This window comes from Chryseobacterium sp. B21-037 (assembly GCF_028570785.1).
Lineage (GTDB): Bacteria > Bacteroidota > Bacteroidia > Flavobacteriales > Weeksellaceae > Chryseobacterium > Chryseobacterium proteolyticum.
Genome location: NZ_JALGCB010000001.1, coordinates 930,563 through 943,515 on the forward strand (window position 1 = coordinate 930,563; position 12,953 = coordinate 943,515).

9 protein-coding genes are annotated in these 12,953 nt (G+C 37.8%); 6 read left to right on the plus strand and 3 right to left on the minus strand.

Features of this window, described 5'->3' with window-relative positions:
* Nucleotides 1–160: 160 nt before the first annotated feature.
* The 6 genes from MTQ00_RS03905 to MTQ00_RS03930 are packed head-to-tail and all read left to right on the plus strand — an operon-like array spanning nucleotide 161 to nucleotide 10,634.
* Nucleotides 161–3,070: a SusC/RagA family TonB-linked outer membrane protein gene (locus MTQ00_RS03905; RefSeq protein WP_273647812.1), complete on the plus strand. Its 2,910-nt coding sequence runs from the start codon at nucleotides 161–163 to the stop codon at nucleotides 3,068–3,070.
* An 11-nt stretch (nucleotides 3,071–3,081) separates the two neighbouring features.
* Nucleotides 3,082–4,635 (plus strand): RagB/SusD family nutrient uptake outer membrane protein, encoded by a 1,554-nt coding sequence (locus tag MTQ00_RS03910; RefSeq protein ID WP_273647813.1) that lies wholly within the window; start codon nucleotides 3,082–3,084, stop codon nucleotides 4,633–4,635.
* A gap of 4 nt (nucleotides 4,636–4,639) precedes the next feature.
* Nucleotides 4,640–6,070 carry a glycoside hydrolase family 30 protein gene (locus MTQ00_RS03915; protein ID WP_273647814.1) on the plus strand — a complete coding sequence of 477 codons (1,431 nt, stop codon included), beginning with the start codon at nucleotides 4,640–4,642 and terminating at the stop codon, nucleotides 6,068–6,070.
* A gap of 3 nt (nucleotides 6,071–6,073) precedes the next feature.
* Entirely contained in the window at nucleotides 6,074–8,296 is a 2,223-nt protein-coding gene (gene bglX, locus MTQ00_RS03920) for a beta-glucosidase BglX (RefSeq protein ID WP_273647815.1), read from the plus strand.
* Nucleotides 8,297–8,341: 45 nt separating this feature from the next.
* On the plus strand, nucleotides 8,342–9,151 hold the full coding sequence (locus MTQ00_RS03925) for a glycoside hydrolase family 16 protein (protein WP_273647816.1): 810 nt from the start codon (nucleotides 8,342–8,344) through the stop codon (nucleotides 9,149–9,151).
* A 43-nt stretch (nucleotides 9,152–9,194) separates the two neighbouring features.
* Entirely contained in the window at nucleotides 9,195–10,634 is a 1,440-nt protein-coding gene (locus MTQ00_RS03930; RefSeq protein ID WP_273647817.1) for a glycoside hydrolase family 30 protein, read from the plus strand.
* An 88-nt stretch (nucleotides 10,635–10,722) separates the two neighbouring features.
* Here the strand turns inward: MTQ00_RS03930 and MTQ00_RS03935 are convergent, their stop codons facing one another.
* The 3 genes from MTQ00_RS03935 to MTQ00_RS03945 all read right to left on the minus strand — a co-directional run bounded on the left by MTQ00_RS03935 (nucleotide 10,723) and on the right by MTQ00_RS03945 (nucleotide 12,905).
* A complete protein-coding gene (locus tag MTQ00_RS03935) occupies nucleotides 10,723–11,457 on the minus strand; it encodes a hypothetical protein (protein WP_273647818.1) in 735 nt (244 codons plus the stop codon).
* A gap of 215 nt (nucleotides 11,458–11,672) precedes the next feature.
* The gene (locus tag MTQ00_RS03940; protein ID WP_172283283.1) at nucleotides 11,673–12,485 is read right to left on the minus strand and encodes an enoyl-ACP reductase FabI; all 813 of its coding nucleotides are present in this window, start codon (nucleotides 12,483–12,485) and stop codon (nucleotides 11,673–11,675) included.
* Between the two features lie 120 nt (nucleotides 12,486–12,605).
* On the minus strand, nucleotides 12,606–12,905 hold the full coding sequence (locus MTQ00_RS03945) for a hypothetical protein (protein ID WP_172283282.1): 300 nt from the start codon (nucleotides 12,903–12,905) through the stop codon (nucleotides 12,606–12,608).
* Between the last annotated feature and the right edge of the window lie 48 nt (nucleotides 12,906–12,953).

The window sequence follows — 12,953 nt, forward strand, 5'->3', positions numbered from 1 at the left end:
TTAAATTTTTATGAGTTTTTATGAAATTTTAATCAAAAAAAAGGGCTTTGAACCCCCAAAAATAAAAGAAATATTAAAATATTTATTAATATAATGTTAACTATTTAAAAAAAAATATATTTTTATTGTCTCAAAATGAGAATTAAAAAACTAACTGTATATGAATATTAGAATATCAAGAGGTTTGGGAGTAGTTGCTGTACTATATTTTACAGCTAATTTCAGTGCCCAGAAAACAGCCAATGATACTCTTCCGAAAGAACAGAAAATTGAGGAAGTGGTAATGATTGGTTATGGTACTCAAAAGAAGAGTAATGTGACCGGAGCAATATCGAGCATCAAAGCTTCCGATATTGATGACGTTCCTATGGGAAGACCAGAGCAGGTTCTGCAAGGTAGGGCAGCGGGTGTTTCCGTAATTTCAAATTCCGGGCAACCGGGTTCTCCTGCTACAATCAGGGTCCGTGGTATTACCAGTTTTGGTGCGGGAAGTAACGATCCCTTGTGGGTTGTAGATGGCATCGTAGTGGATAACATTGCCTGGTTAAATCAGTCCGATATTGAGGGAATGGAAATCCTGAAAGATGGTGCTTCGGCTGCAATCTACGGGGTTTCTGCAGCGAAAGGGGTTGTCCTGATTACTACTAAGAAGGGAGCTAAAGGAAGATTAAACCTTTCTTATAATGGTTTCTTTGGAGTAGGAAGTGCTGCAAAAAAACTGGATCTCCTTAATGCTACACAGTATGGGATGATCATGAACGAAGCTAATATGAATGATGGAAGAGCACCTGAATTTGCAAATCCTTCAGCTTTGGGAAATGGAACAGATTGGCAAAAACAAATTTTTAATTCTGCTCAACGTTCTTCCCATGAATTCAGCATCAGTGGAGGAAGCGATAAATCTACTTTTTATACTTCATTTGGTTATTATGACCAACAGGGTATTGTATTGCGGGATATCTCTAATTACAAAAGGATTAACGGAAGAATTAATTCCACGCATAAAGTATTTGATTTCTTAACGGTTGGACAAACTTTTGCCTATACACATACTAAATCACAGGGAATCAATGCGAATGGAGAGTTTGGTGGACCTTTGAGTTCCGCGATCAACCTCGATCCAACAACTCCTGTAGTAGTAACAAACGGAGTGGCTAATCAGCCTTTTCCTAGTGACTACATTAATAACCCAAATCACATCAACGATCCTAACGGAAATCCATATGGAATCTCTCACTATGTAAGTAAAGAGATGTCCAACCCATTGGCTTTCCAGCAAACTCAGTTAGGAAGGTATAACTGGACGGATGATTTGGTTGCCAATGTATTTGCGGATTTGAAGTTAAGCAAGCACCTGAGCTTTAAATCAAGCGTAAATGGGAAGCTTTCCTATTGGGGGAATCAGGCATTTACGCCGGTATCTTATTTAAGTTCTGCAGTTAAGAATGACTTTAACAGCTTATTCAGAGAAACACAGAAAAAATTTGAATGGAGTACAGAGAATACGGTTACCTATCAAAATAAATTTGGACAGCACAGCTTAAATGTATTGTTGGGACAAGGATATTATGAGTATAATATTTCTTCAGGTCAAAACACTACTTATAAAAACTTACCTACGAATAACTGGCAGGAAGCTTCTTTTAATTTTGAAATTCCTCAGTCCGACAGATCTACCAACGCTTGGGACGGGAAAGAAACCCATAAAACATCCTATTTTGCGAGAGTGGTTTACGACTATGCAAACAGATACCTTTTCACCGGAACAATTCGTAGAGACGGATCATCAAAATTCGCAAGAGCTTATCACTGGGGGAACTTCCCGGCAATGTCTTTGGGATGGAATGTATCCAATGAAGAATTCTGGCCGGAAAATAATGTTATTAACAGCTTTAAGCTAAGAGGGGGATATGGAGTCTTAGGAAATGATGCCATTGATGATTTCCAATATGCCAACTTCCTGATTCCTGGAAGTAATTATACCTTCGGAGATGATGTAATCCATATTGGATATGCGCCAAGTACATTAGAGAACCCTAATCTGAAATGGGAAAGGACATCTCAGCTAAACATCGCTGCGGATTTAAAAATCTTTAAGAACTTTGATTTATCAGTAGATGTGTACAGAAAGAAAAGTACGGATATTTTGAGAAAAATCGATCTTCCGGGTTACCTTGGTCTGATCAACAACCCTTGGAGAAATATCGGGGATATGAATAATGACGGGGTGGAAGTAAGTCTTGGATATAAAAAGAACTGGGGTGATTTTGGATTTTCAGCAAACGGAAATTTTGCTTATCTGAAAAATGAAATTACAAGGCTTGAAGGAGATAAACCTTATGTAAACTTTGCTTCATACCAATCAATGGGAGCTGTTTCCAGACTACAGGTTGGTTCCTCTTACGGATCATTTTATGGATATCAGAACTTAGGTATTTTCCAAAACCAGGCAGAAATTGACGCGTACAGAAATGCTTCTGGAGGTGTGATTCAGGCTAACGCAAAGCCAGGAGATTTCAAGCGACTGGATGCTAATGGTGATGGAAAAATTGATGAGAATGACTATGTAAACCTTGGGAATTCTGTTCCAAAATATACGTTTGGACTTACCCTGAATATGAACTACAAAAACTTCGATCTGATGATATTTGCTCAGGGACAAGCAGGGAACAAAATATTCCAGGGATTGAGAAGACTGGATATCCAGGAAGCCAATTATCAAACAACCATTCTTGATCGTTGGACAGGAGAAGGAACTTCCAACACCATTGCAAGAGTGACTAAAGATGATCCTAATCAAAACTATACAAGAATGTCTGATTATTATTTGCAAAAAGGTGATTATTTACGTTTGAAACTGGTACAGGTAGGATATACACTTCCAAAAAATCTTTCTGAAACAATTGGAGCAAGTAAAGTAAGATTCTACGTTACGGCAGAAAACCTTGTTACTTTCACTAAGTATACGGGATTTGATCCTGAAATAGCAGGAGGAGATACATTCGGAATCGACCGGGCGTATTATCCACAGGCAAGAACTTTCCTTTTCGGAGCTAGTGTACAATTTTAATTAAAAGAAAAATGAAAAATAAAAGATTTATATATAAGAGTTTATCTGTCTTATTATTAGCAGGAATAGGCTTTGGAGCTGTTTCTTGTAATAACAGCAACCTAGAGGATGTACAGAACTCAGGGACATTTGAACCCGATAATTATTTTAGAAACGAAGCTGAGTCATTCAGTGGTCTTGTGGCTGTGTATGATATGTTGAGAAAATACTCTGGTGGATTTGAAAATGAGGTTACTTTCTTCAACGGAGCATCTGATGATTTCTATTCCGGAGGGGGAAGTTCCACGGATGGTGCAGGAATACAGGGGTTTTCTAATTATACGATCAATCCTATTATTATGCCTCCTAGTTATTGGAAAGATTTTTATCAGGGGATTGCGAAAGCGAATCTATTGTTTGAAAGGATTCCGAATTCAAATATGGACGAACAGAAAAGAAAGCGTTTCATTGCAGAAGCAAAAGTCCTAAGGTCATTGTATTATTTTGAATTATTGAGGATATTCAAAAATATTCCATTGATTTTAAAACCGATTAAATATGACGATGATTACTATAATATTCCTCAGGCAAAACCTGAAGATGTGTATACCCAGATAGAATCCGATATTCTTTCCGCTATTAATGATCTGCCGGTATCCATTGCATCAACAAACAAAAGTGAACTTGGAAGAATCACACAAGGATCTGCTCGTGCTATATTAGGCAAGATTTATTTATATGATAAAAAGAATTCTGAAGCGGCTACCCAGTTTGCAATGGTAAACGGAACTCCAGGAGGAACGAGCCAGTATGGATATAAATTGGTTGCTAATTTTGCCGATCTGTGGGTGGTGAACAATAAATTCACATCAGAGTCTATATTAGAAGTAATGCATACCAATAAGAGTAATGCAGACTGGGCATTTTGGGGAAGTGGAAAGGATGAAGGAAATACAGTCAACCAGATGGTAGCAATAATATCTTACGGAAAGGTGGCTCCGGCACCAGGACAACCTGCAAATGATGCACCGGACATCTATAAAGGATGGGGATTCAATCCTGCAACCGACGATCTGTTTAATTTCATGCAGGGAGATCCTCGTTTAAATGCGACCATCTTTAATGCAAAACAATTAAAGCAAGACGGTAAGATTACCTATACGCCAGGATTCAAGGATACAGGATATTTCTTACAGAAATTTTTACCTACAAATGCTGATAAATCCACGGAGCCGGGAGCTACAGAATTGAACTTCCGTCAAAATTATATGGCCATCAGATTAGCAGATACTTATCTTATGGAAGCAGAAGCTTTAGGAGGTTCCGGAGCAAGAGCTCAGGCCCTACTAGATGCTGTAAGGGATAGAGTAGGATTGCCTTCAGTTCCGGTTTCTATGCAGGCTATTAAAGACGAAAGAAGGAGAGAGCTAGCAGGTGAAGGACACAGATGGTTTGACCTGGTAAGATGGGGGGATGCTCCGGCAAAATTGGGAGCAAGAGGCTTTACTGCAGGTAAAAATGAAATTTTGCCAATTCCTTTTAATGAACTAGTAAATACAGCATTAAAACAAAACCCTGGCTACTAAAAACATGAAGTTTCACAGTTTATATAGTTTCTTTTTTAGAAGTATCACACCACTTTGTGGTGTGGTACTTTTATCTTTATCAGCATGCAAGTCACATTCGGTAAGTACAAGAAACGAAGTTCAGATATGGCTTACGAAAGGAGATGAGAGTATAAAATTACAACAGCAACCTTCAATTGGTTTTACAAACAATCCGGGTAGCAGTCAGAATATTGAAATTGATGACCAGCAGAAGTTTCAATATATTGACGGTTTCGGATATACGCTGACAGGAGGAAGTGTGGAAGTAATCAACAGGCTTTCAGAAACTAAAAGAAAAGTATTATTATATGAACTTTTTGGTAAAAAGGATCAGTCCATTTCAGTCTCTTATATAAGATTGAGTGTCGGAGCTTCAGATCTTGACAGTGAAGTTTTCTCCTATGACGATTTACCGGAAGGACAAAAAGATTCATCATTACAACATTTCAGCCTTGCAAAGGACAAAGATCTGATTGCTATGCTAAAGGAGATTTTAGCAATTAATCCTAAAATTAAGTTTATTTCGGCACCCTGGTCTGCACCTGTCTGGATGAAAGATAACGGAAAGTCAAAAGGGGGAAGTTTAAAGCCTGAGTACTATAAGGTATATGCTGATTACTTTGTAAAATACATTCAGGGAATGAAAAAAGAAGGGATTACAATTGATGCCATTACTCCTCAGAATGAACCCTTACACCCGGGAAACAATCCGAGTTTATATATGACCTCTGATCAGCAGAAAGATTTTATTAAAAATCATTTGGGACCTGCTTTTAAATCTAAAGGCATTACAACTAAGATTGTTGTGTACGACCACAATTGTAATAAACCTGAATACGCAACCAACATACTGAGTGATCCTGAAGCTTATCAATATGTGGATGGTTCTGCATTCCATCTTTATGAAGGCGATATTTCTGCGTTAAGTACTGTCCATAATGCTTATCCTGATAAAAACCTTTATTTTACAGAGCAGTGGACAGGCTCCAGGAGCAACTTTAATGAAGATCTGAATTGGCATACCAAGAATGTGATCATCGGTTCTATGAGAAACTGGAGTAAAATAGCTCTGGAATGGAACCTTGCTAATGATCCGCAGTATAAGCCGCACACTGAAGGGGGCTGTACGGAATGTAAAGGAGCCATTACAGTTTCCGATAAAGAAAATTTCACGAGAAATGTTTCGTATTACATTATTGCTCACGCTTCTAAGTTCATTCCGGCAAACTCGCAAAGGATAGCTTCATCTCAAACCGATAATCTGTCGACTGTAGCATTCAGAACACCTGAAGGAAGAACAGTTTTGATCGTACAAAATAATAATAAAACAGAAGAGACCTTCTCTCTTAAATTTAATCAAAAAACAGCTCAGGTAAGTTTACCCGGAAACGCTGTTGCAACCTATATTTTCTAAATTATGAAAAGAGTTTATTTCTTACTGGCATTTGCCACTTTCGGCCTCAATACATACGGACAAAAAACAATCGACCAGAAAGTTTCTGAGCTTTTGTCTAAAATGACATTAGAAGAAAAAGTAGGACAATTGGTTCAATATAGTGGTTTTGCTTATGCAACAGGACCTCAGAATTCCAATTCGGCAACTGTTCTTGAAGAAATAAAAAAAGGTAAGGTAGGTTCCATGCTCAATGTAGCTGGTGTAGAAGAAACAAGAGCTTTTCAGAAATTGGCATTGGAATCAAGGTTGAAAATTCCATTATTATTTGGCCAGGATGTGATCCATGGATATAGAACTACATTCCCTGTGAATATCGGACAAGCTGCGAGCTGGGATTTAGGATTAATTGAAAAGTCTGAAAGAATTGCAGCAACGGAAGCTTCAGCATATGGCATCCACTGGACTTTTGCACCGATGGTCGATATTGCCAGAGATCCGAGATGGGGAAGGGTCATGGAAGGCTCGGGTGAGGATACATATCTCGGTACTTTAATTGGCCTGGCAAGAATCAAAGGATTTCAGGGGAAAGGTTTAGGAAACCTTGATGCTATAATGGCCTGTGCCAAACATTTTGCAGCCTATGGTGCTGCAGTGGGTGGCAGAGATTATAATTCTGTGGACATGAGCCCCAGACAATTGAATGAAACTTATTTACCCCCTTTTAAAGCAGCAGCAGAGGCCGGAGTTGCTACGTTTATGAATTCATTTAATGACATTAATGGAATTCCTGCGACGGCAAACCAATACATCCTCAGAGACCTGTTAAAAGGGGCGTGGAACTATAAAGGCTTTGTGGTTTCAGATTGGGGCAGCATTGGTGAAATGGTGAACCACGGATATACAAAGGATAAAGCGGAAGCTGCTGAAAAGGCTATTATCGCAGGAAGTGATATGGATATGGAAAGCCGTGTTTATATGGCTGAACTTCCTAAACTTGTAAAAGACGGAAAAGTAGATCCGAAATTTATTGATGATGCGGCCAGAAGAATTTTAATTAAAAAATTCGAAATGGGATTATTTGATGATCCTTACCGTTTTAGTGATGAGAAAAGACAAAAAGAACAAACAGATAATCTTGAGAACAGGAAGTTTGGGAGAGAGTTCGGTTCAAAAAGTATCGTCCTTTTAAAAAATCAGAATAGCGTTCTGCCACTTTCAAAATCTACAAAAACTGTAGCTTTGATAGGTCCTTTCGGGAAAGAAACTGTTGTGAATCATGGTTTCTGGTCTGTAGCATTCAAAGATGACAATCAAAGAATTGTGAGCCAGTTTGATGGAATTAAAAATCAACTGGATAAAGGTTCCACATTACTGTATGCCAAAGGATGTAATGTTGACGATCAGGATCGCTCTATGTTTGCTGAAGCAATAGAGACGGCAAAAAAAGCGGATGTGGTTATTATGACCTTGGGTGAAGGGCACGCTATGAGTGGAGAGGCGAAGAGTAGAAGCAATATTCACTTTTCTGGAGTTCAGGAAGAATTATTGAAGGAAATTGCAAAAACAGGAAAACCAGTTGTATTAATGATTAATGCAGGAAGACCTTTGGTTTTTGATTGGGCAGCGGACCATATTCCAACAATTTTATACACATGGTGGCTTGGTACTGAAGCAGGAAATTCAATTGCGGATGTCCTTTTTGGTTCTGTAAATCCGGGTGGAAAGCTTCCGATGACTTTTCCCAGAACTGAAGGTCAGATCCCTGTGTATTATAACCATTATAATACCGGAAGACCGGCAAAAACCAATAAAGAAAGGAGTTATGTTTCAGCATATATTGATCTTGATAATGACCCTAAATTTCCTTTTGGATATGGATTGAGTTACACAAAATTCAAATATTCCGATATGACATTAAGTTCTGAAAATCTTAGAGGAAATCAATCTTTACAAATTAAAGTTAATGTTTCCAATAATGGAAATTATGACGGTGAAGAAGTCGTGCAGCTTTATATTAGAGACTTATTCGGAAAAGTGGTAAGACCGGTAAAAGAGTTAAAAGGATTTCAAAAAATATTCCTGAAAAAAGGAGAAACGAAAACTGTGAGTTTTACACTGTCATCTGAAAATTTAAAATTCTATGACGACAAGTTGAATTTTGATTGGGAAGGGGGTGAATTTGAAATTATGGTAGGAACAAACTCTGAGGAAGTTCAGACAAAGAAAATTAATTGGATTAAATAGCCAGGATTACTAATGCGGGTAGTAGCCCGCTTTATATTAACGCATATGAAATTTTTTTTTCGAAATAGTTTACATGTATGGGTTGGAGGGATGCTGCTGTTTTCAGTGTTAGATTGTGCTTCATATAAAACAGATTCCGGCAGGAAGCTGATCTGGAGTGATGAATTTAATGGAAAGGGATTACCTGATTCATCAAAATGGAATTATGATGTAGGCGGAGGTGGTTTTGGAAATGAGGAAGCTCAGTATTATACAAAAGACCGTCCTGAAAATGCAAGAATGGAAAATGGGAATCTGGTGATCGAAGCAAGAAAAGAAGCATGGGATAAAAATAAATACACATCTGCACGACTTTTAACCAAAGGGAAGTTCTCTTTTCAATATGGAACAATTGAAGTAAGGGCTAAATTACCCAAAGGAAGAGGAACGTGGCCTGCCATATGGATGATGAGTGAGAATATGAAGAAGTGGCCGGATGATGGAGAACTTGATATTATGGAACATGTGGGATTCAATCCCGGATACATCCATGCATCAGTGCACACGAAAAAATACAATCATATCAAGGGAACTCAGAAAACAGATACTTTGATTGTTAATGATGCCAGTGAACGCTACCATGTGTATAAAGCAGACTGGACGCCGGAAAAAATAGAGGTTTATATTGACGATAAAAAATTTTTCACGTACGAGAACGAGGAAAAAACAAACGAAGCCTGGCCCTTTAACCGGCCATATTATATCATTTTGAATCTGGCTATAGGTGGATTCTGGGGTGGGAAAGAAGGAATTGATGACTCTATTTTTCCTCAGAAGTACTATATAGATTATGTACGGGTTTATAAGAATAAATAATGAAGGGAGTTGCACAGCTCCGTAAAAACAGGAAGTAATAATAATGAAAAAACTAATTGTAAGCTGTCTTATTGCAGGGATAGCCAGTCATGTCAACGCACAGAATTACTGGAAGAAGAATGCCGGAAAATCGGCCAGGGTTATACTGACGAATTCCAAAACTGACGAAAAGATGGTAGATAAGGGAATGGTGCAGTTTGCAAAATTTGATCAGCCTAAAGAAAATGAAGCCTGTGTTTTTGTAGACCCGGATTTTAAATATCAGAAACTGATCGGAATCGGAGGTGCAATAACAGATGCAGCTGCAGAGACGTTTTATAAACTCCCGAAGGATAAGCAGAAAGAAATCATAGAAGCCTATTATGGTAAGAATGGATTAGGCTACACTGTAGTGCTTACCAATATGAATTCATGTGATTTTTCAAGTGATTCGTACACGTATGTAGAAGATAATGACACCTCATTAAAATCATTCTCCGTTGCTCATGATGAAAAATATAAAATACCGATGATCCAGGAAGCTCAAAAGGCGATAGGGAATCAATTCAAATTGTATTTTTCACCATGGAGCCCACCGGCATGGATGAAATCGAATAAAAATATGCTGAATGGAGGCCGGCTTGAGAACCAGTATTATCAGACCTGGGCGGATTATTATATAAAGTTCATCAGGGAATATGAAAAAAGAGGAATCAAAATCTGGGGATTAACTGTACAAAATGAAGCCATGGCTAAGCAAACCTGGGAATCTTGTTTGTACACTGCTGAAGAAGAGGCCGCTTTCCTGAAGAATAACCTGGGACCCACTCTATGGAAAAACGGATTTAAAGATAAAAAAGTAATGATCTGGGATCATAACAGAGATCTGATCTTTCAAAGAGCCACAACAACTTTAAGTGATCCTGAGACTTCAAAATATGCTTCAGGAATTGCATATCATTGGTATGAGACCTGGCACAATAAGACCCAGTTGTTTGATAATGTTGGGGAAACACACAGGGCATTTCCGGATAAGTTCCTGGCTTTTACAGAAGGATGTAAGGAAGTTTTCAATATGTCAAGGATCAATGATGTAAGTCTTGGTGAATTGTACGGAAAAAATATGATCAATGACTTTAACAGAGGTACTTCATTATGGACGGACTGGAATGTTTTGCTTGACGAAACAGGAGGGCCGAATCATGTAGGAAATTTATGTTTTGCACCGATTATTGCAGATACCCAGTCAGGAGAAGTACATTATACCTACGAATATTATTATGTAGGGCATGTTTCAAAGTATATTAAACCCAATGCGCAAAGAATTGGAAGCTCTACCAATACATCAGGGTTGATTTCTACCTCATTCATGAATGAGAACGGCCAGTTGGTTACCGTTATTATGAATAATACAGATAGTGATATCAATGCGAGCCTCTGGATCGAAGGAATGGCTGCCAAACTTCCTGCGCCGGCGCATTCCATACAAACAGTAATTCTATAATACACTTCATATTAATATTTTTTTATTAAAGTAGGCTGTCTTTTTTAGACAGCCTACCTTGTTTTTTATTAAAAAATAAAAATGATATTTACAATTCCTCCAGTAAAACATAGGTTCCTACAGATGTTCTTGTAGATGCTCCTGAAACATAATATCCTGAGTTTCCGGCATTACTTCCTCCATAACGTACCTTGAGTTCAACATACGCGTTGCCAGTGGAGCCTGTTGTTACGATGATAATAGGAGGAGTAACACCTCCATCATCAAAGGTTTCTGTAGACGATTCCGTATATCCCTGGGTTGTTACGATTGCTTCAGCGTCACCACCGGCTGAAAACAGAGATGTGATATAACCGGGAGTAGTATTGCTATTACCAGTGGTACTTCCTTTAATTCCAATGTATCCGGTTATTTTAAATGTTTTATTGGGGGGTAAATTAATTCTGTCTTTTTGGCTATTAAAGTACAGGTGATCCGTATTAATGCCGCTTACCACACCATCATATGTTAAGTTGTAGTCAGTCCCTTTTGTAGTAAGAAACTGCGATGAGTTTTTGGAAAGTACCGCATAGATTTTTCTTCTGATCACTTCAGGATTGCTGTCCGATAATTTCTCAACATTCACTTTTTGAACAATCCCATTATCATCTGATGTTAAGATATATTTCGGAGCGGATGCAATACTGTCTACGTTCCTGATTCTTGTGTTTCCATTCACATCAAGAGTAGCAGTTGGGGCTGTTGTGTTAATTCCTACCTGTCCAGTTTGCGAGTACGCAAATGGCATAATGCTTATAAAAATAAGTATTTTTAACTTCTTCATAATTTGTTGCTTTTTGGCAAAGTTAAATTAATTCAATTATAAGAGAAAAAATACGAATTAAATATATTATGTTTGACATATAATCAAAACGTTCTATGTGTCATTTTTTGTAAAATAAGCCGATTTAGGTAAAGCTATATTAATAGTAAGCTAGCAAATAAAAAACAGGCTGTCTTGAAAAGACAGCCTGTTTAATTTTTTATTAAGAAAGTTGATTATTTCTCAACGTCATACTTACTAATTACTTTCTGAGTAACACCCGAACTACTGAACCCACCGTCATGGAACAGATTCTGCATTGTTACTTTTTTGGTAAGATCAGAGAAAAGTGTAACACAGTAATCTGCACATTCAAGTGCCGTAGCGTTTCCAAGTGGAGACATGTCTTCTGCATATCCAAGGAAACCTCCGAAACCTTTTACTCCACTTCCGGCAGTGGTAGGAGTAGGAGACTGGGAAACCGTATTTACACGAACTTTTCTTTCCCCCCAATAGTTTCCGAATGTTCTCGCGATACTTTCAAGATAAGCTTTGTTATCAGACATATCATTATAATCAGGGAATGTTCTCTGAGCAGCAATATAAGTAAGTGCCAGGATGCTTCCCCATTCATTCATACAGTCTTTTTCCCATGCCACACGCATTACTTTATGGAAAGAAACAGCGGAGATATCCCATCCTTTTTCCAACCAGTCGTAGTTCATTTCTGTATAATGTTTTCCTTTTCTTACATTTACGGACATTCCTATGGAGTGAAGGATGAAATCTATTTTTCCGAATTTTGCGATCGCAGCATCAAAAAGTTTTTCAAGATCTTCAACAGAAGTAGCATCTGCTCCGATAACCTCTGAGCCTGTTTTTTCAGCTAAACCGTTAAGTTCTCCCATTCTCAAAGCAATAGGAGCATTAGATAAAATAAATTCAGCTCCTTCTTCATGGCATCTTTCAGCAACTTTCCATGCGATCGATTGTTCATTAAGGGCCCCAAAAATAATTCCCTTTTTGCCTTTAAGTAAACCGTATGACATAATTTTTTAATGTTTATTAATATTACAAATGTAGCGATAATTTGTGTTTAGAACATAATAAAAAAACGGAGCCTTATAAAAAGGTTCCGTTTTTTTGAAAATATTTATATGACTGAAATTTTAATTGGTTTTTTTATTCCATTCCGCTTTTACATCTTCAGCCGCATCCTTGGTTTTTTCCCAGGCTTCATCTGCCTTATCCTTGATGTCTTCCCAAGTGTCAGAAATATTAGCTTTTACCCTGTCAAGCCAATCTTCCTGACTAGCTTCTTCGTCATTGTTTCTTTTTTCATTGATATAATCCCTAGCTTTGTCTGCTAAATCATTAATTTTCCATTTCGCATCGGTCGCTGCATTTTTTAAAGAGTTTTCTGTTTTATTTACTGCGTCCTCTGCTTTGTTGTAATCCGAATTGTTCATAACATTTATTATTTAGTGTTGTTTATAGTAAAACAATAACCATTCCTA

Excerpts from the sequence above, each read along its gene's own strand:
- bglX (WP_273647815.1), top strand. The coding sequence starts at position 6,074 with ATGAAAAGAGTTTATTTCTTACTGGCATTTGCCACTTTCGGCCTCAAT.
- MTQ00_RS03910 (WP_273647813.1), top strand. The coding sequence starts at position 3,082 with ATGAAAAATAAAAGATTTATATATAAGAGTTTATCTGTCTTATTATTA.
- MTQ00_RS03905 (WP_273647812.1), top strand. The coding sequence starts at position 161 with ATGAATATTAGAATATCAAGAGGTTTGGGAGTAGTTGCTGTACTATAT.
- MTQ00_RS03945 (WP_172283282.1), bottom strand. The coding sequence starts at position 12,905 with ATGAACAATTCGGATTACAACAAAGCAGAGGACGCAGTAAATAAAACA.
- MTQ00_RS03925 (WP_273647816.1), top strand. The coding sequence starts at position 8,342 with ATGAAATTTTTTTTTCGAAATAGTTTACATGTATGGGTTGGAGGGATG.
- MTQ00_RS03915 (WP_273647814.1), top strand. The coding sequence starts at position 4,640 with ATGAAGTTTCACAGTTTATATAGTTTCTTTTTTAGAAGTATCACACCA.
- MTQ00_RS03935 (WP_273647818.1), bottom strand. The coding sequence starts at position 11,457 with ATGAAGAAGTTAAAAATACTTATTTTTATAAGCATTATGCCATTTGCG.
- MTQ00_RS03930 (WP_273647817.1), top strand. The coding sequence starts at position 9,195 with ATGAAAAAACTAATTGTAAGCTGTCTTATTGCAGGGATAGCCAGTCAT.
- MTQ00_RS03940 (WP_172283283.1), bottom strand. The coding sequence starts at position 12,485 with ATGTCATACGGTTTACTTAAAGGCAAAAAGGGAATTATTTTTGGGGCC.